A 19,446-nucleotide genomic window follows, 5' to 3' on the forward strand; every position below is an offset into this window, starting at 1 on the left:
CAGACTGGTACTATATTGGACCCATATTGGTCCGATTCAAAACACAACCAAGGGGTAGGGAGCGATGAGCAAGAGAAGCACATCTCTGATCGGTGCCGCCGTCACGCTGGCGTTGTTCCAGCAGGCCGCGGTCGCGCAGACGCAGACGACCGATCGCAACGAGGTCGAGGAGGTTGTTGTTACCGGTATTCGCGGCAGCTTGCGCGAATCGGTGGAGACCAAGCGCGAGGCGAGCGCCATCGTCGACGTGATCTCCTCCGAAGACATGGGCAAGTTCCCCGACAAGAACGCGGCCGAATCGTTGTCGCACGTGCCTGGCGTCAACATCGATCGCCAGTTCGGTCAGGGCGAACGCGTCAGCATCCGCGGCACGGATCCGGCATTGAACCGCACCCTGCTCAACGGGCAGACGGTGGCTTCCGCCGACTGGTTCATTCTCGATTCGCCGGGCCGCACGTTCAACTACACGCTGCTCGCGCCCGAGATCGTTTCCAGCCTCGAAGTTTACAAGAGCCCGGAAGCGCGCATCGACGAAGGCAGCATCGGCGGCACCGTGATTCTCAACACGCATCGGCCGCTCGATCTGCCGGAGAGCACGCTGCGCACCTCGCTCGACTATGCGTACAACGACCGCGCCAAAGAGGGCAAGCCGAACTACTCCGCGCTCTACAGCTGGAAGAACGATGCCGATACCTTCGGCGTGATCGTCACGGCGCTGCGGTCCGAAGAGGAACTGGAGCGTCACGGCATCGAGACTTTCAGCTATCCGACGGCGAGCGGCGCCAAGATGCCGACCAGCGTCGTGCCGGATGGCTCGGCCGTGTTCCCGAACGCGATCAACTCGGCGCTGTTCAAGCAGGATCGCACGCGCACCAGCGGCACGATCGGCCTGCAATTGAAGCCGAGCGACAGCTTCGAGCTGAATCTCAACGGCCTGTACGTCAAGGCGGAATACGACAACTACAACCAGAGCCGCTATGCCTTCTTCGGCCATAACCTGTCGGCGCCGAACGTCACCCGCGCCACCGTCCGCGACGGCTTGATCACCAGCGCCGATTTCTCCAACGGCCTGACGCTGCTCGACGCGATCTCCCGGCGCTCGGAAGTGGAAACGTATGCAGTCGATCTGAAGGCTGACTGGCGCGGCGATGGCTGGAGCGCGAGCGGCACCATCGGCACGACCGAAGCCGACGGCGGCACTCAGCAGCAATACTTCCTCGAGTACGAAGGCTTGGGCGGCTTCTCCTACGACATTGGCAAGGAGCGCGCGTCGGTCACTTTCGCCAACGACCCCGCCAACCCCGCTTCCATGCCCGGCATCGGCTTCGGCCAGTCGCGTCAGCAGCCGACGCATGACGAAGAGCAGTATGTGCAGGCCGATTTCACGCGCGACCTGGGCTGGGGCCCGATCAATCAGTTGCTGGTGGGCGTGAAATATCGCGAGCACAAGACGGATCAGGACTCGCGCCTTGGAAACATCGCCGGCAGCGCGCTTGCCGGACAGGGGCTGGATGACTTTGCGGGCGGCCTGACGCCCGGAAACATGCTGGACGGCGCCGACGCGAACTCCGGCCTGGAGCGCTGGATGACCGTGGACCGCGGCGCCTTGGAGAATTTCGTAGCGGGCGCGCCTCTGGTGAATCCGTTCACGACCCCCGTCACGCCGCTGGGCGTCGGCGTATTCACGCCGTTCCCCAATGCCATGTTCAACGTGGAAGAAGAGATCACCAGCGCCTACACGCAATTCAACTTCACCGGCGCGGGCTTCCGCGGCAATCTCGGTTTGCGCTACGTGATGACCGACCAGTCCAGCTCGGGTTTCACGGGAGTCGGGGGCGGCGTGTTCGTGCCCAATTCTTTCTCGAGGGATTACAACGACTGGCTGCCGAGCTTCAACTTCGCGATGGACGTAGCGGATGACGTGGTGGTGCGCTTGTCGGCGTCACGCACCATGGCTCGCGCCAACTTCGCCGATCTGGCTTCGTTCCTGGAATTGGACAACACCACCAATTCCGGCCGCGGCGGCAATCCCAATCTCGATCCCTACCGCGCCAGCAACTTCGACTTGTCGGCCGAGTGGTATCTGGGCAATGAGGGCCTGCTGGCGGTGACGCTGTTCTATAAGGACGTGCGTTCCTTCATCGTCGGCCAGTCCTCGCCCGAGCAGCAGTTCGACACCAACTCCGGCCTGACCGAGACCTTCGATGTCACTCGTCCGCGCAACGGCGCGGGCGGCGAAATCCAGGGGTCGGAGCTGACCTTCCAGACCAGCCTGTGGGGCGACTTCGGTCTGCAGGCCAACTACACCTACGCCGATGGCAGCACGGATGAAGGCTTGCAGATTCCGTTCAGCTCGAAACACACCATCAATCTCACGCCGTACTACGACAACGGCACCATCAACGCCCGCCTGACCTACGGCTGGCGTTCGAAGTACTTCCGTGAGATCGGCCGCAATGGTGTGGCGGTGACCACCGACGAGTATGCGCAGCTGGACGCTGCGTTCGGCTGGCGCCTGACCGAGAATATCGAGCTGACGGCTCAGATACTCAACATGCTGGACGAGACGCACTACGAGTACGCGGGCGAGGAGAGCCGGTTGCTGAATCTGTACAAGAACGGCCGCCGGTACTTCGCCGGAGTGCGCTTCTCCCTGTAACCCACCGATCATGGGCCGCGGATTGAAACATCCGCGGCCCTGATCCAAGCTCGTATCCACGGCAGACGCCTCGTCTGAAGCCGGCGAGTACTCACGCATGAAGCAAAGACGGATGACCGTTGCGAACCCCACTGTCATGGGGGTGTTGGCCGCTCTCGTGCTGGCGGCCTGTGGCGACAAAGCGCCGCAGCCTTCGAGCCCGGCGGTAGCAGAGAAGATTTCCATCGTTCCCGCGCCTCGCAAGGTCGAAGCCGGGGCCGGTGTGTTCGTGCTCGGTGGCGACACACGGCTCGAGTTCGGCGACGGCGTCGACGGCGCGCGCCTCGGCGGTTATCTCACCGACTTGTTACAAAAGACTTACGGCATTGGCCTGGGCGCCAACGGCAATGCTCCCAATTCCAATGTGATTCGTTTCGAGCTCACGGCCAGCGAGAGCGCGGCCGGCCCTGAAGGCTATTCGCTGTTGTCTTCCCCCTCACGAATCGTCATCTCCGCCGGCGACTCTCGCGGCCTTTTCTACGGTGCAGTGACCCTCTGGCAGTTGCTGTCGAAGCAGAAGGACGGGTTCATCGTTCCTGCCGTCACCATCGAAGACTCGCCGCGTTTCGGCTGGCGTGGATTGATGCTGGACTCGGCGCGTCACTATCAACCGCCCGAGTTCATCCGCAAGTTCATCGATGTGATGGCGCTGCATAAATTGAATGTGCTGCATTGGCATCTCACCGACGACCAGGCGTGGCGTCTGGAGATCAAGAAATATCCGCGCCTCACGGAGGTGGGTGCGTGGCGCGTGCCAGCGGGTCCCGCGGCTGCTGCCGATATCGATCCGGCCACCGGCAAGCCGCGCCTGTACGGCGGTTTCTATTCGCAGGAGGAGGTGAGAGAGCTCGTCGCTTACGCGAAGTCTCGCAACATCACCATCGTTCCCGAGATCGACATGCCCGGTCACGCCAGCGCCGCCATCGCTGCTTATCCAAAGCTGGCGGTGATCGACCGGCCCTCCGCCGATGTGCCGGCCGATTGGGGCGTGTATCCCAATCTGTTCAATGTCGAGGAGTCGACTTTCCAGTTCCTCGAAGACGTGCTGGCAGAAGTCGTCACGCTATTCCCGGGACAATACATCCACGTCGGCGGCGACGAGGCGGTCAAGGATCAGTGGCAGGCTTCGCGTCGTGTGCAGGCTCGCATGCGTGAGTTGGGTGCGAAGGATGAGCATGAGATGCAGAGTCTTTTCATCCGGCGCATGGAAAAGTTCCTGACTGGCCAAGGCCGGCGCATGATCGGCTGGGATGAAATTCTCGAAGGCGGTCTGGCGCCGAATGCCACGGTGATGTCATGGCGTGGCATCGATGGAGCTGTTGCGGCTGCAGCGGCCGGGCACGACACGGTGTTGTCGCCGCAGCCGACGCTTTACTTCGATCGACGGCCTTTCGAGACGCCGAGCTCGCCGGGGCGTGTCGAGATCTCGACGCTGGAGAACGTGTATGCGTTCGATCCCGCGCCGGCGGCGATCAGCGAAGAGCAGCGCAAGCATATCCTCGGCGTGCAGGCGAACATCTGGGTGGAACATATCCGTACACCGGATCGAGTCGAGTTCATGGCCTTCCCGCGTGCGGCCGCGCTCGCCGAGGTCGGTTGGTCGCCGGCCAAGGATTGGGTCGGGTTCTCCGAACGGATGCCGGCGCAGCTGGAGCGTTACAAATTGCTCGATGTCCGTTTTGCCGAAGCGCCCCTGCCGAGGCCTGTGGACCCGCTCCGGCGCATCAGTCACGAGATGGCGCTGTGCACGGACAAGATTGCGCTGTCGTTGGAAGACGATGCGCCGATCACGGGCACTCGCGCCGTCTTCAAAGTCGACATCATGAATCCTTGCTGGCTGTTCAAAGGCGCGGACCTTTCCAAGGTCAACGCGTTGGTGGCCTCTGTGGGCCAGGTGCCCTTCAATTTCCAGATCGGCGCTGCGGTAAAGGAGATTCCTTTGCACAAACCGGCGACGCCCGCCGGCGAGCTGGAAGTGCGTCTCGACGATTGCAACGGCGAGCGCATTGCGGTGCTGCCGCTGGCGCCCGCGGTCGGGAATTTCGCCGTGACGACTTTGCCGGCGGCGAACATCACGCCGCGTGAGGGCAGGCACGATCTGTGTCTCACGTTCACCCGGAAGAGCATCGACCCGATCTGGGTCATCGATTCCATCGAATTGAAAACCACTTCGGTGGCGGGGACGGAATGAGCAGTTCTGCAAATCTGCTGAAGCTCCACTCGCCGCTGCGCGGCTGGTGCGCGTCGCTGGATGAAACGCCCGATGAGGTGTTCGCGCAACGTTTCCTCGGTGACGGCGTGGCTATCGATCCCACGGGCGATACGCTGCACGCGCCTTGTGACGGGGAGATTGTGTCTGTGGCTGCGTCCAAGCATGCGGTTGCGTTGAGAGCGGAGAACGGCGCGGAGATTCTGCTGCACGTTGGCATCGATACCGTTGCGCTCGGCGGCAACGGATTCGAGACTTTGGTTCAACCGGGTGCGCGAGTCAGTCGCGGCCAGCCGCTATTGAAGTTAGACCTCGATGTGCTCGCTCGCGGCGCGAAGAGCTTGATTACGCCGATGCTGATTACTAATGGCGATCGGTTCGCGATGGCCAACGCGTGCGTCGGGGTGGCGGTTGAGGTTGGCGATGCGCTGTTCGATGTGGTCGCGACGGGAACAAACGCTGCGGCGGCTTCGAGCGGCGCGGAGCAGGAGCAGGCGTTGAGCTTCGTCGTGCCGTTAGAGCACGGGATTCATGCGCGGCCGGCGGCGTTGATTGCGAACTTCGCGAAGACCCAGGCGGGTGAGATTACAGTTTCAGCGCATGGTCGCAGCGCTAATGCGAGAAGCGCGGTGTCGTTGATGGCGCTGGGCGTGAAGCACGGCGATGAGATGACGCTGATCGCTCGCGGCGCTGGCGCGGCCACTGTGCTCGAGCAGCTCAAGCAGCTGGTCCTTAACATCAAGGAAGCGCCGCATGTCGGAGAGGCGAAGGCTTTGGCGCAGAACGCTGTCTCAGTCGCAGCGTCGCCGCCTGCCAGCTCCAACCGGCTGCGCGGTGTGATCGCCAGTCGCGGTCTCGCGGTCGGTCGTGCGGTCACTCTCAAGGCCGCCGAGATCGCCGTCGTCGAAGCCGGCCGGGGCATCGCTCACGAAAGCGCCGAGTTCGAGCGCGCGCGCGAGGAAGTACGGACCAGGCTCAACCAACTCGCTCAGCACTCGCAGGGCGCGGCGAAGGAAGTCATCACTGCCCATCTCGAATTCATCGACGACTGGGAGCTCGTCGCCTCGGCTCGGCGCGCGATCTCTCGTGGCAAGAGCGCCGCCTTCGCATGGCGTCGCGCTGTACGAGACAGCGCAGACACACTGCGTGCACTCGGCGACCCGCGCATGTCCGAACGAGTCGACGACCTGATCGATCTGGAATCTCAAGTCCTGCTCGCCCTCAGCGGCGAAGCGCCGGCCGCGATTCCTCAACTCCCCGACCGCGCCATCCTCGTCGCCGACGATCTCAAACCATCGCAACTCGTTTCGCTCGACGCCACCAGACTCGCCGGCATCTGTCTTGCGGCAGGCGGCCCAACCTCGCACGTTGCGATCCTCGCAGCTGCGATGGGCGTGCCCGCGCTCGTCGCGCTCGGCCAGTCCGTGCTAAGTATTGAAGACGGCGCCTGGCTCGTACTCGACGCCGAGCAGGGCGCGCTAACGATTTCTCCGGATCAAGTCGCACTCGCCGCCGCCGAACAAACATTGACGCAGCGAAAGCAGCGTCAGCAAAGCGAGCGGGCGGCAGCGCATGTGGAGTGTCGCACAGCCGACGGTGAGCGCATCGAAGTGTTCGCGAATCTCGGCTCCATCGCCGAGGCACAAGTGGCAGTCGCGCACGGCGCAGAAGGCTGCGGTTTGCTCCGCACCGAGTTCCTCTTCCTCGAGCGCGATGCGCCTCCGAGCGAAGACGAACAGCTCCAGCAGTACCAAGGCATCGCACGCGCGCTCGAGAACCGGCCACTCGTCATTCGCACATTGGACATCGGTGGCGACAAGCCCATTCCGTACTTGCCATTGCCCGCCGAAGAGAATCCGGCACTCGGCCTCCGCGGCGTGCGTACGAGTTTGTGGCGTCCGGATCTGCTGAGAGTCCAGCTGCGAGCCATCCTCAGGGTGCAGCCCGTCGAGCAGTGTCGTGTGCTTTTGCCGATGATCACGGATCCGGCCGAGATTCGCGCGGTCCGTCGGATGCTCGATGAAGTGCGCCGTGAGTTGGGCATCGGCTCGCCGGTGGAAGTAGGCGCAATGATCGAGACGCCCGCATCCGCTGTGATCGCCGACCGGATCGCGCGTGAAGTGGATTTCCTGAGCATCGGCACGAACGATCTCACGCAGTACACGCTTGCGATGGATCGAGGCCACGCCGAGCTGGCACATCGCATCGACGGCTTGCATCCGGCGGTCTTGAACCTGATCGCGATGACCGTCGACGCGGCCAACGAACACGACAAGCTGGTCGCGGTGTGTGGCGGCCTGGCGTCCGAACCGGCGGCCGTGCCGATCCTCATCGGCCTCGGTGTGCGTGAGCTCTCGGTCGTGCCCACACTGGTGCCGCAATTGAAAAGTCTGATTCGCACTGTGACCGTCGACGCCTGTCGCTCGCTGGCCGAGCGCGCGCTGGCGATGGATACGGCAGAAGCAGTGCGAGCATTGGCCAATGAAGCAATGACGCCTGCGCGAGGCTTGCTGGCGGCGGAATAGCAGAGCTTCCGCAGGGGGTGAGGTGATGAAAAACATAATTACCGGCTTGCAGTCCATCGGCCGCGCGCTGATGCTGCCGATCGCCGTGCTGCCGGTGGCGGCGCTGCTGCTGCGCCTGGGGCAGCAGGATCTGCTCGACATTCCCGCGATTGCTGCTGCCGGCGACGCCATCTTTTCCAATCTCGGCCTGCTGTTCGCGATGGGCGTGGCAGTCGGTCTTGCGCGCGAGAATCACGGCGCGGCGGGCCTGGCGAGCGTGGTCGGCTATTTGGTGACAACGAAGGGCGCTGAAGTGCTGATTTCCGTGCCGCCGGAAGTAACGGCGCAGTTGGCCGGTCAAGCGCGCGACTTCGCAATCGCGGCGTTTCGCGAACGTGAGCTTGCCAAGCTCAGTGTGCCCGCCGGCTTGATCAACGGTCTGGTCGCAGGCTACCTGTACAACCGTTACAGCGACATTCGTCTGCCGGCCTATCTGGCGTTCTTCGGCGGCCGGCGCTTCGTGCCGATTGCAAGCGGCACCGCCGGCATCGTCCTCGCGTTGGCGTTCGGTTTCGGCTGGCCCATCCTCGAGCGCGGCATGGATGCGACGAGCGAAGCGATCCTGGCGTCCGATTCCATCGGAGTGTTCGCCTACGGTGTGTTGAACCGCGTGCTCATCGTCACCGGGCTGCATCACATTCTGAACAACGTTGCCTGGTTCCTGCTCGGCGACTACCAGGGCGTGACCGGCGACCTGAAACGTTTCTTCGCCGGCGATCCGACCGCGGGCGCCTTCATGTCGGGCCACTTCCCCGTGATGATGTTTGGTTTGCCGGCAGCGTGCCTGGCCATGTATCGAGCGGCGCTTCCGCAGCGTCGCGCCGCCGTGGGCGGCATGTTCTTCTCGATGGCCCTGACGTCGTTTCTCACGGGCGTGACCGAGCCGATCGAGTTTTCCTTCATGTTCCTGGCGCCGGTGTTGTACGGCATTCACGCCGTGTTGACCGGCGTCGCGATGGTCGTCATGGATCTGTTGAACGTGCGGCTGGGCTTTGGCTTCTCGGCCGGCTTGTTCGACTACGTGTTGAACTACAGCAAGGCCACGCAGCCGCTATGGCTGCTGCCGATCGGTCTGGTGTACTTCGCGTTGTACTACGGCCTGTTCCGATTCTTCATCGCTCGTTTCAATCTCGCGACACCGGGGCGTGAGGTCGAAGACACGGCGAGCGCGAGCAGCGACGCCGGCACGCAGGACGACGCCGTTCAGGGTTGGATTCGCGGGCTCGGCGGCGCAAGCAATCTGGTTGCTGTCGATGCGTGCACGACCCGACTGCGATTGTCGATCGCCGATCAAAAGGCGGTGAATGAAGCGGCGCTCAAAGCGCTCGGCGCCCGAGGTTTCGTGCGGCCGTCACAGCAAACATTACAAGTCGTGGTGGGTCCCATCGCGGATCAGCTGGCTTCGTCGATTCGTGCTGGACTCAGGCTGCCTGCAAGCGTTGCGGACACACCGCCCGCATCCCATGTCGCTGCGCCGATTGCAACGAGCAGCCTCTCCGCCAAGCAATTGCTGCAATCGCTCGGCGGTATCGAGAACATTCGCGACATGCGAGCGGCTGCCAGCCGCATTTGCTTCACGGTTCGCGATGATGCGGCCGTTTCAGCTGATGTTGCCAAGCTCGCAGGCGTGCGAGGTATTGCACGCCCGATGGCTAACAGTATTCACATCCTCATCGGTCCGGCTGCGCCCGGCGTGCTCGCCGAACTAGGGCGTCTGCGAGTTTGATCGCACCGGAATGGCGCTGTCGCGCCATTCCTTCCCACCGGCTCCTATCGCGCCCGGACGTTGCGTCGGGCGCAACAAACATCGCGCGCGCATGTGCTTGTACCCGCATGTGCGAAGAGCATTCTATGGTCAAGGCAACGCTGCTGAGCTCACCACAAGAATGTATGGGGTACATCATGCAACTGCCACTTCGGTTCCGGCCGTCGCTACGACGTCTCACACCGGCGCTTTGTTTGCTCGCCGGCGTGCAGGCGGACGCTGCCACCGATCCCCAGGAGCCGACCATCGATGAAGTGGTGGTGACGGCGCAGCGCCGCTCCGAGTCCATTCAGGATGTGCCGATCGCCATCACCGCCGTGGGTGAGCAAACGTTGCGCGATCAGAACGTCAATGGCATCGAGGATTACTTCGCGCTGACGCCGAACGTGAGCTTCCGCAGCAACGGCTCCCGCGATCGCAAGGACTTGAGCATGCGAGGCATCAGCAACCAGCTCAATCCTTACGCGAACGTGCGGCCGGCGACCTATGCGTTCTACATCGATGAATTCAATGTCGTCGCCGGCACCAGCAATCCGCAGATCGTCGATCTGGAACGAATCGAGGTATTGCGCGGCCCGCAGGGCACGTATTTCGGCCGTAACGCCGTGGGCGGTGCGATCAACGTCATCACCAAGAAGCCCGACAACGAATGGTATGGCGAGATCGGCCTGGACTACAGCAGTTACGACACTCGCAGCGGCCACGGCGTCGTCAACATTCCGGTTGTCGACGGCGTTTTTGCCATTCGCGCCTCAGGACAGATCGAGGAATCGGACGGTTGGATCGAGAACATCAATCCGGTCGGCGGCGGCAACGACTACGACTATAAAACCGGCCGCGTGCAGGCGCGCCTGACGCCCAACGATCGTCTGACCTGGGACTTCTCGTATAGCTACAGCGATGAAGAAACCGGCATGCGAGTGGGCGTGCCGACTGGCTTCATCACGGCGACGTGGCGAGCCGTGTACTACGGAAATCAACCGGGCAACATCACCGACCCGGATGGTGTCGGCTTCTATCCGGAGAACGATGACCGCGTGAATTTCAATCGCCCGCAGAGCGTGGGTAGCGAATACAAGTACTACAGCACGCGAGCCGTGTACGAGTTCGACACCATGGCGCTCACGGCGGTGGCGGGCAGGATCGAATCGGATCTATTCAACTACGGCGACGTGGACGGCGGCAGTCACGACTTCTATTACGAAGATCTGCTGTTGAATCGCGAGTCGACCAGCGGCGAGCTGCGACTGCAGTCGCTGGGAACGAAGACGCTGGAGTGGAGCATCGGCGCGTCGATCGGCAAGGACGAGGGCACGATGGATCAATCCACGTATCACGGTCGCGAGAGCCCGCAGCGCATGCCGGAAGGGACCGAAACGACCGGCGATGACTCGGTCGCGTCGTCGAAGTACTGGGCGGTGTTCGGTCAGGCGACGTGGCGGTTCGCGGATCATTGGCACATGGTGCTGGGCGGCCGCTACTCGTATGAGGAAATCGATACGTATGCGGTGACACGCTCCAACCTGGTGGTCACGGGCATCAACGATCGCACCGTCGACTTCGACGACTTCTCGCCGAGGTTCACGGTCGGCTGGGAGCCGGCGGCGAACGTGCTGGTGTACGCAACGGCGTCGCGAGGGTTCAAGTCGGGTGGCACTCAGAGCAGTAACAACATCAATCTGAGCAATGAGTTCAAACCGGAAATCCTGTGGAACTACGAGGCCGGCCTGAAGCTCGACCTGCTGGATCGCCGGCTGCGACTGGATGGCACCTTGTTCTATATGGATTGGAAGGACGTGCAACAGGTCATCCGCTTCCAATACCTCGACAACGGCGCCATCCGCGCGGTGAGCGGCATTGCGAACGCGGCGAAGGCGAGAAGCTACGGCGCGGAGTTGAGCGCGGACGCGGCGGTGACGGAGCGGTTCAAGCTGAGTGCGCAGCTGGGTTACTTGCGGGCGAACTACGAGGATTACCCCGCGGCGTTGATCGACGGCCAGGTGTTGGATTTATCAGGTAAGCCGCTCGTCGATGCGCCGAAGTGGACCGCGGGCATGCAGGGGCAGTACACGATGCCGATCTCTTCGACGTTCGACGCTTTCGCGAGAGCAGAGTGGAATTATCGGGCCGAGACGCTCTCGAATCCCTATGTTTATCGCTATCACGTATGGCCGTTCATCGCGCCGAGCTATGACGTGACGAATCTTCGCGTGGGAGTGGAAGGTGAGAGGCTGAGAGTGGTGGCGTATGCGGAGAATGTGTTCGATGAGGATTACTTCTCGAATACGTACGAGAAGGCGTTCTATGGCGGCGTGCAGTTGGAGCCGTCGACACGGGTGTTTGGGGTGAGTCTGACGTACAAGTTTCAGTAGTTCGATCCAGCACTCCCGAGGCCTGAGGCCGGTGGTCCTTCGTTGGGCTGCCGGCCTTTTTTAATGATCCTGCCCGATTCGCTGTATTCGCTTGGCACGAAGAAAGAACTTACCTGGCATCGTGAGAGCTGGGATTCGACTGGACGGGCATGATCATGTAGCCGTGAGGCCCTTGATACGCAATGAATGGCAGTCCCGACGTGCCATTCGCTCCGATGTCTTCGTTCGTCAGATTTGGTGCATAGAACATCACATGCGGGGGGAAGGAGGAAACGGCGTCGGTTGCCGGATTCACATTGCGAATGTCACCAGAAAGCATGTACGCGACGCCAGGACGTCGAGGCGACACGAACCTGCCGTTCGCAAAACCGGCCCGCAGGTCCGCGGCGATTTCGGAGAGGGACTTGCCCTGCATCATCAGTTCGCCCACTCGCAGGATCTTCGGCAGGATCGTTGCGGTTCCTTCTTCGTCGAAGCAGGTCGGCTTCAGCGCTTTGGGATGATCGCGGTTCACGATGCATGTGAATTTGTTCGTGCTTCGGCGCGTCTGCTTGTATCCCGAGGGCGTGAGCACATACACACCGGCACCCTCGCGCAGGTGCTCCGGCGCGGCCGAGAGCGCCATCTCCGCTTCCCGCTGTTCTGTCGGCACCTCGGGGATATCGTTCAAAGCGGATTGAGCGACGGCCGAACCGGTCAGCAGCAGTAGTGAACTTGCCAGGATGATCCGCAAAGACAGTCGTGCCATGGACGAAACCTCTTGAGGGCGCGTGTAATGTGTGTGGTCCGTGCTCACGAACAGCGCAGTCAACCACCGAGAAGCGAGCGAGGCGTAGGTTGTAGCAGCAGAACGTCAGGTGCCGACTTCAACGTGCTCCGCAGTCTCGCGGCCACGTTGTTCCAACGCGCAGAGCTGCGCAGCGCAGTCATGCGGCTGTCGTAGTCGGCCCGGTCTGCAAACCGCGTGAACCAGACGAACACACAATCGGCTCGAATTGGCAGCGGCGGGTAATTGTTCGCAGCGGTCTCGGTGGCGTAGGTTGCTAAAACTGGAATGCCAGCTGCGTTGAGCTCTGGGACGGCAGCACGTTCGAAGAGCTCCACGAACGCGGAATCGACCGCTCGTTCGAATGAGTAGATATTCACGACGATCAGAGCACGAGGTTCAGTGGTCGCGCCCTGCGGCGGCCGTGTTCCGGTGAGGGCTAAACCGGATTGCGGACGTGTTACACGAAGCAGCAGAACATTGGAGGAGTCGATCATGGTTGCTGCTGCAGCTTTACCGTGCGCCTTCCACACCGGACCGGAATAGAAGCTGTTCAGTGCTTCAGCCCGCGAGGGCATATCATTGAACGCCCGAAGCCACACGAAGCGGTCGGGTCGATCGAGGTCGCGGAAGGTTCCGACGATCTTCATGCCGACATCTTCCTGGCTCTCCACGAACTTCGCTTCGAACAGGTCGATCAGGACATCGCGCGCTGCCGGGCGGAGCGTGTATTGGCGCAGCTCGATGATTGGCCATTCCGGGGACGACTGAGCGGCAGCCGGTGGTCCGAATCCATAAATCAGCAACACAACGAGACTGGGAACCATCCGGCTGTTCATCTGGATCCGCCTCCGCTCGCGCTTGCTGTTTCTCCAGCGGAGTTTGATTCAAGCGCAGCCGCGCGTCTTGCATCGACCTTGCCTCCTTGTACCGCAGTGGCAGTCTGACTATTCTGCGAGCTACGCGCGGCATGACGCGGGCTTTGCGACGATGACCACGACGTCCCTACCGTTGACACGCTTCCCCGCCGATCACGAGGTGATGCACCGTGCGTTGCGCGTGACCACGACCTGGCGCCCGGCCGGGCTGGCCGTACCGCGACACATGCACGATCTGACTAATTTGGCCTTTTGCGTGGAAGGGCCGTTCGAAGAGACCTTTGGCACAAAGTGGCGGCAGGTGAGCAACAGGTCGCTATTGATCCGCCCCGGCGGCGAGCCGCACGCCAACAGGTACCCAGCGTGCGCACCCTCGCGCACGCTGATCATCGAATTTCTCCCGCACGCGCTGGACGAAATTCGATGCGAGACCCGCGTCCTGGACACACCGAGTCACCTGGAATCGCCACGCTTCGCCGTGCTCGCTCGGCGGCTCGATTTCGAATCTCGCAACCCTGATAGTGTTTCGCTCCTCGCCATCGAGGCGCACGTGTACGAGCTCATCGTCTCGATAACGCGAGGCACACTGATGCGCAATGGCGGCGAACCGCTGTGGCTCGGCCGTGTTCGCGAGTACCTTCATTCCAGGTTCACACAAACGATCAGCCTGTCGGATCTTGCCGGCATCGCTGGCGTGCATCCGTCGCACCTCGCCAAAGCGTTTCGACGTGCTTACGGCGCTACGATCGGCGAATACATCCGACAGCTCCGCGTTGAGTACGCTGCGACATTACTGAAACAGCGGCGGCTATCGCTCCTCGAGATAGCCTTGGCCTGCGGCTTTCATGACCAGAGCCATTTCACACGGGTGTTCGCAAATGCCTTCGGGGTCTCTCCAGGCCGGTATGCATCTTGCGTGGGCTGCCGTTAGATCGGTGGGGGGAAGGGCTTTTTTCTCAAACCACCGAGTAAAAGATCACGAGTATCGCCACCGGCACCAAATACCTCGTCGCGGCGTACCACAGCTTGAAGCAAACACCATCGCCCAATCCAAGCTCATCTCGCACGGCACTCCGGGACAAAGCCCACCCCGCGATCAGCGCGACCATCAACCCTCCGAGCGGCATCATCAGATTCGACGTGAGGTAGTCGAGCAGCTCGAACGGTGTACGCGTCGATTCAATTCCCAGCCACCGAAGCGGATGCACGTCGCTCCAATGATTGAACGACAGCACGGTGACGAATCCCATCAGCCAGATGACGAGCCCAGTGGAATACGCCAGCGCAGGGCGCGACCAGCTCGTGTATTCCTCGAGCGCCGCAACGATCGGCTCTTGAATCACAATCGTCGCAGTGAGTGCCGCGAACGACAGTAGCAGGAACAGCAGCGTTCCGAAGATCTGCCCATACGGCATCTGCCCAAATGCCACGGGCAGCGTAACGAAGATCAGCCCCGGCCCTTGCGTCGGCTCCAGCCCATACGTGAACACCAGCGGAAAGATCGACATGCCCGCGATCAGCGCCACAAGGCCCTGTGCCACGGCGACAGTGAACACAGCGCGAGTGATGGAATATTCTCGCTTCATGTACGCGCCCATCATCATCATGACGCCCACGCCGATGCCCAGCGAGAAGAACGCCTGACCGAACGCTGTCACGACCACGCCGGCGGTCAGCTTGCTCCAGTCAACGCTGAATAAAAAGCGCGCAGCCTGCCCGAAGTCGGCGAAGACCGCCGAATAAACAAGGAGCAGAAACAGGATGACGAAGCGTAACGGTGTGAGCACTCCCGAGACGCGCTCGATACCCTTGTTGATCCCGCGCGCGATCACGACAGCCGTCGTCGCAATGATGATCCCCGAGAACAGCAGCATCCGCGTCGGACTGGACAGCATCTGCTCAAACGCCGACGCAGCGCCTGGGGAATCGATATCCTTGAAGCCGCCGCGCAGTCCGAAGACGAAGTAGTCGAGCATCCAGCCGCAGATCACGAAGTAGTAGCTCAGGATCAGAATCACACTTGCGGTCGCCAGCGCGCCGAAGGATTTCCAGAACGGTGCGATGCCATCTCGTGTGACCAGCACATGCATGGTGCCGACGACGCTCTTGCCGCCGTGACGGCCGATCAGCATCTCGGCCATGAGCGCCGGGATCGCGATCAGGAACAACGCCAGAAAATACAGCGCCACGAACAATCCGCCGCCGTTCGCCCCCGCCAGATAGCTGAACTTCCAGACGTTGGCGATGCCCGCCTCGGTGCCGATGGCGATGATCAGGAACAGCAGATTCGAGGACCAGTGTCGCGCGCCCATGTTCACCCGCGGGTTTTGTCAGGCGATTTCGAGCTTGCAGCCGGCGTCGGGTGGGTTCAATGCAGGGGGCGCCGTCGCGTCGTTGCGCTCAATGCAACAAACTTCGGCCGGTGCGCAGATTGACCTGCGGTGGCGGCGGCTTCGATGATACGGTCACAACGATCCATGGAGACAACGATGATGTGGCGCTCGACGCTGATGGCTGTGCTGTTGCTGAAGGCGTCGCTCGTACCTGGCGTGTCACTGGCCGTGCCCACTGCGGTTTTCACGCAGGCGGCGCCGCCGGCGGGAGCGATTGCCATCGTGGGTGCGTCCGTCGTCAATGTCGAAGACGGCTCGGTGATTCCCAATGCGGTCGTGCTCATCGAAGGCGATCGCATCAAGACCGTTGGCCCCGCGTCCACTGTGAATTTGCCGGCCGATGTGCACAAGATCCGCATGGACGGCAAATGGCTCGTGCCCGGTTTGTTGAACATGCACACCCACTTCGGCTTGAAGTTGCCCGGACCGGCGGGTGCGGCGCTCGAGAACGAGACGGAGATGCAACTCGTGCTGCGCATGGCGGAGAACGCGCGACAGTCATTGTATGCAGGCGTCACGACGGTCCGTCTGGTCGGCGAAGAGCATGGCAGTGATTTCGCGCTGAAAGCGGCCATCGACAACGGCACCGCGCTCGGCCCTCGTATTCAATCTGCCGGCGAGATCATCGCGACCACAGGCGGACATGGCTTCCTCGAAGCCGACGGCGTCGCCGAGCTGTCCAAGGCGGTGCGCACGCAGATCAAGAACGGCGCGACGTGGATCAAAGTCGCGATCTCCGGCGGCATCTCCGATTCTCACGGCAGCATCGCCGCGTCGACCATGACGCACGATGAGATGAAGACCGTCATCGAAGTCGCTCATCGAAACGGCGCGAAGGTCACAGCTCACAATGGCTCGCCGGTGGCGGCGGACGAGGCGCTCGAGCTCGGCATCGACTGCTTCGAGCACGCGTATCACCTGACAGAGAAACAGCTGCGCACGATGAAGGCGAGGGGCGCGTGGCTCGTGCCCACTGCGGTCGTCACTGACGAAGGCGCGATGGAGTTCTTCCGCAAGATCGGCTCGCCGCCCTGGTATCTGGAGCGAGTGAAAAGCACGCGCGTCGATCATCTCAAGATGCTGCAAACCGCGGTGAAACTCGGCGTGAACATTGCGCTGGGCACGGATCAATTTCCCTTCGAGCCCAACGCAGGCACGACCGCGACGGTGCGCGAGGCGGAGCTTTATGTAACCGCCGGCATGACACCGCTGCAGGCGCTGCAGGCGGCGACGCTCAAGCCGGCGACCATGCTCGAGATGGATAAAGAAGTGGGCTCGCTGAAGCCCGGTCATTACGCGGACATCATCGCTGTGAATGCGAATCCCGCGCAGGACATCGCCGCATTGCGGACCCTCAACTTCGTGATGAAGGGCGGCCAGGTGGTGCGTCACGACCAGCCGTTGCCGTGAACGCAACGTAATGGCGCGCGTGGGACTATTGAACAGGCCTGGCATTCTTCTTAGCGTGTCAGGCGTCGAAGCTTAGAAGGTCTTGAGTATGGACAGGCATTCGGTCCAGTGGCGGGGATACATTCCGGCGATCACGACGCCGTTCACCGGCGACGGAGCGCTCGATCTCGACGCCCTGGACCGGCTGTTGGGCTGGCTGCATCAGGAAGGCATGCACGGCATCATCATCGGCGGCACGCAGGGCGAGTGGTTCACGATCAACCAGGCCGAGCGCAAGCAACTGATGCAGGCCGTCGGTCGCAAGTTGAGCGGCAAAATTCCTCTCATCGCTGGCTGCAGCGGCTACACCTCGCAGGAAGTTGCGGCCCACGCGAAGCTGGCCGCGGATCATGGTTTCAGCGGCATTCTGGTAACGCCGCCACCGTACATGGTGCCGACCGATCGTGAGATTCTCGCGTTCTATCGTGAAGTCAACGATCAGGTGTCGTTGCCAATCTGCGTATACAACTGGCCGCCCGGCACCAACGTCGATATGTCGCTGGATCTGTTGCAACAGATTGCCGAGCTGTCGAACGTGGTCGCGATCAAGAACTCGACCGCCGATCTGCGGCACTTCGTCGATGTGTTTTTCGCGCTCAAAGACAAAGTCCGCGTGTTCGGTGTGCCGATGAACGATCTGGGCATCCTGCTCGTGCAACAGGGCGCCGACGGCACGATGGGCGCGGGCGCGGTGCTCGGTCGCGAGCTGCCCGATTACTTCAACGCGATTTGGGATAACGACATCCCGCGCGCACGCCGGCTCGGCGATAGAAACGAAGTGCTGATGCGTGCGTGGTTCAACACCGATTACACGGGGCGCTTCGGCTCGGCGCAGGCCATCTTCAAGGCGGCGTTGAACGAGCTCGGGTTGCCGGGCGGATACCCGCGGCGCCCGCTACTGCCGCTCGAGCCCGAAGGCGTGCGAGTTGTGAGACAGACACTGGTTCAGCTGGGCAAGGTCAGCGCATAAGCAAGGAGTAAGCCATGGCCGATCGTTCCGCGGTGCTCGCCGCTCTGGCTGCGGGCATTCTCGATGGAGGCATCAAGGTCATCGATCTGACCGTGCCACTGGAACCGGCCACTCCGACGATTCAACTGCCGCCGCAGTTCGCTCCCTCCAAGCCGTTTTCGCTGGAAGAGATCTCCCGTTACGACGATCGCGGTCCGGCCTGGTATTGGAACAACATTGCCTGCGGCGAGCACACCGGCACGCATTTCGACGCGCCGATCCACTGGGTCACCGGCAAGGATTATCCGGACAACGCCACTCACAACATTCCAGTGCAGAAGCTCATCGGTCCCGCGTGCGTGATCGATGTGAGCGATCGGGTGCGCGAGAATGTCGACTATCTCGTCACGACCGATGTGATCGAAGCGTGGGAAGCGAAGCACGGCCGCATTCCAAAGAGCGCCTGGCTGTTGATTCGCACCGATTGGTCGAAGCGCGCGGGCGCCGAGAAGTTTTTGAACATCAAGGAAGACGGGCCGCATACGCCGGGCTTTCATCCCGACACGCTGCCGTTCCTCACCCAACAACGTGACATTCTCGGCGTGGGTGTCGAGACCGTCGGCACCGATGCGGGCCAGGCGGCCACGTTCAATCCCATGTTTCCGTGTCACACAATGATGCACGGGGCGAATCGTTTCGGCCTGGCGAGCTTGATGAATCTGGATCAGCTGCCGCCGACCGGCGCCATCGTGATCGCGCCGCCGTTGAAGATAGTCAACGGATCGGGCAGCCCTCTGCGAGTGCTCGCGCTCATCCCGGGGTAGAAACAAACATCCGTCGTTGGAGTCCGCTCATGGCCGCCCGACCTCGCTTTCTCGCCGTCGATCATGTGTCTCGCACGGTGCCCGACATTCAAGCGGCCATCGCTTTTTACACGGATGCGTTCGGCGCCAGCGTGCTGTTTCAGATCGGGCCCATCGACGCGGCGGATATTCCAGCTGGGCCGGATGGCAAGGACTGGATGGAGACGCACGTCGGTGTGCAAGGCGCGAAGCTCACGCTGGCGATGCTGCAGCTCGCGCCGAACTTGAAAGTGCAGCTGGTCCAATACGACAAGCCGAGCGATCGCAACCAGGTGATGCCGCGCAATTGCGATCTCGGCGGGCATCATGTCGCCTTGCTAGTTGAAGACGTTGACGCCGCGGCGTCGTGGTTGGCGCAGAAGGGCTGCAAGGTGCTCGAGACCATAGCGATGGACGCCGGTCCGCTGGCCGGCAAGAAGAACATCTACGTCGCCGACCCGTGGGGCCACCAATTCGAACTCGTAGATTGAAGTTCGCCGCCTACGGCTGGCGAGTCTCAGCTATTTGTCCGGACCACTATTGACGAAACAGGACCACATC

The 19,446-nt window shown here is 61.9% G+C and carries 13 protein-coding genes; 10 read left to right on the top strand and 3 right to left on the bottom strand.

The window, feature by feature from the left end; translation table 11 throughout:
* Positions 1-64: 64 nt before the first annotated feature.
* The 5 genes from GYH35_RS26695 to GYH35_RS26715 all read left to right on the top strand — a co-directional run bounded on the left by GYH35_RS26695 (position 65) and on the right by GYH35_RS26715 (position 11,608).
* Positions 65-2,659 (top strand): TonB-dependent receptor, encoded by a 2,595-nt coding sequence (locus GYH35_RS26695; RefSeq protein ID WP_161829993.1) that lies wholly within the window; start codon positions 65-67, stop codon positions 2,657-2,659.
* Between the two features lie 97 nt (positions 2,660-2,756).
* Positions 2,757-4,889: a family 20 glycosylhydrolase gene (locus GYH35_RS26700; protein ID WP_202624742.1), complete on the top strand. Its 2,133-nt coding sequence runs from the start codon at positions 2,757-2,759 to the stop codon at positions 4,887-4,889.
* A complete protein-coding gene (gene ptsP / locus GYH35_RS26705) occupies positions 4,886-7,432 on the top strand; it encodes a phosphoenolpyruvate--protein phosphotransferase (RefSeq protein WP_161829994.1) in 2,547 nt (848 codons plus the stop codon). The genes GYH35_RS26700 and ptsP overlap by 4 nt, the downstream gene beginning before the upstream one ends.
* Before the next feature lie 25 nt (positions 7,433-7,457).
* A complete protein-coding gene (nagE, locus tag GYH35_RS26710; RefSeq protein ID WP_161829995.1) occupies positions 7,458-9,197 on the top strand; it encodes an N-acetylglucosamine-specific PTS transporter subunit IIBC in 1,740 nt (579 codons plus the stop codon).
* A 176-nt stretch (positions 9,198-9,373) separates the two neighbouring features.
* On the top strand, positions 9,374-11,608 hold the full coding sequence (locus GYH35_RS26715; protein WP_161829996.1) for a TonB-dependent receptor: 2,235 nt from the start codon (positions 9,374-9,376) through the stop codon (positions 11,606-11,608).
* Between the two features lie 109 nt (positions 11,609-11,717).
* Here GYH35_RS26715 and GYH35_RS26720 read toward each other — a convergent pair whose 3' ends face one another.
* Together GYH35_RS26720 and GYH35_RS26725 are read right to left on the bottom strand one after the other, a co-directional pair.
* Positions 11,718-12,356, bottom strand: a complete 639-nt coding sequence (locus GYH35_RS26720; protein ID WP_161829997.1) for a hypothetical protein — start codon at positions 12,354-12,356, stop codon at positions 11,718-11,720.
* Between the two features lie 59 nt (positions 12,357-12,415).
* Positions 12,416-13,213: an NIPSNAP family protein gene (locus tag GYH35_RS26725; protein ID WP_161829998.1), complete on the bottom strand. Its 798-nt coding sequence runs from the start codon at positions 13,211-13,213 to the stop codon at positions 12,416-12,418.
* A gap of 220 nt (positions 13,214-13,433) precedes the next feature.
* Here GYH35_RS26725 and GYH35_RS26730 point away from each other — a divergent pair, with 220 nt between their 5' ends.
* Positions 13,434-14,183, top strand: a complete 750-nt coding sequence (locus GYH35_RS26730) for a helix-turn-helix transcriptional regulator (protein WP_161829999.1) — start codon at positions 13,434-13,436, stop codon at positions 14,181-14,183.
* Positions 14,184-14,208: 25 nt separating this feature from the next.
* Here GYH35_RS26730 and GYH35_RS26735 read toward each other — a convergent pair whose 3' ends face one another.
* The gene (locus GYH35_RS26735) at positions 14,209-15,564 is read right to left on the bottom strand and encodes a sodium-dependent transporter (protein WP_161830000.1); all 1,356 of its coding nucleotides are present in this window, start codon (positions 15,562-15,564) and stop codon (positions 14,209-14,211) included.
* 177 nt (positions 15,565-15,741) lie between these two features.
* Here GYH35_RS26735 and GYH35_RS26740 point away from each other — a divergent pair, with 177 nt between their 5' ends.
* The 4 genes from GYH35_RS26740 to GYH35_RS26755 all read left to right on the top strand — a co-directional run bounded on the left by GYH35_RS26740 (position 15,742) and on the right by GYH35_RS26755 (position 19,376).
* The gene (locus GYH35_RS26740) at positions 15,742-17,055 is read left to right on the top strand and encodes an amidohydrolase family protein (protein WP_202624744.1); all 1,314 of its coding nucleotides are present in this window, start codon (positions 15,742-15,744) and stop codon (positions 17,053-17,055) included.
* Positions 17,056-17,143: 88 nt separating this feature from the next.
* Positions 17,144-18,064 carry a dihydrodipicolinate synthase family protein gene (locus GYH35_RS26745; protein WP_161830001.1) on the top strand — a complete coding sequence of 307 codons (921 nt, stop codon included), beginning with the start codon at positions 17,144-17,146 and terminating at the stop codon, positions 18,062-18,064.
* A 14-nt stretch (positions 18,065-18,078) separates the two neighbouring features.
* Positions 18,079-18,867, top strand: a complete 789-nt coding sequence (locus GYH35_RS26750) for a cyclase family protein (RefSeq protein ID WP_161830002.1) — start codon at positions 18,079-18,081, stop codon at positions 18,865-18,867.
* Positions 18,868-18,896: 29 nt separating this feature from the next.
* Positions 18,897-19,376 carry a VOC family protein gene (locus GYH35_RS26755; protein ID WP_161830003.1) on the top strand — a complete coding sequence of 160 codons (480 nt, stop codon included), beginning with the start codon at positions 18,897-18,899 and terminating at the stop codon, positions 19,374-19,376.
* The last annotated feature ends 70 nt before the right edge of the window (positions 19,377-19,446 follow it).

It is taken from the genome of Steroidobacter agaridevorans, assembly GCF_009932555.1.
Taxonomy (GTDB): Bacteria; Pseudomonadota; Gammaproteobacteria; order Steroidobacterales; family Steroidobacteraceae; genus Steroidobacter; species Steroidobacter agaridevorans.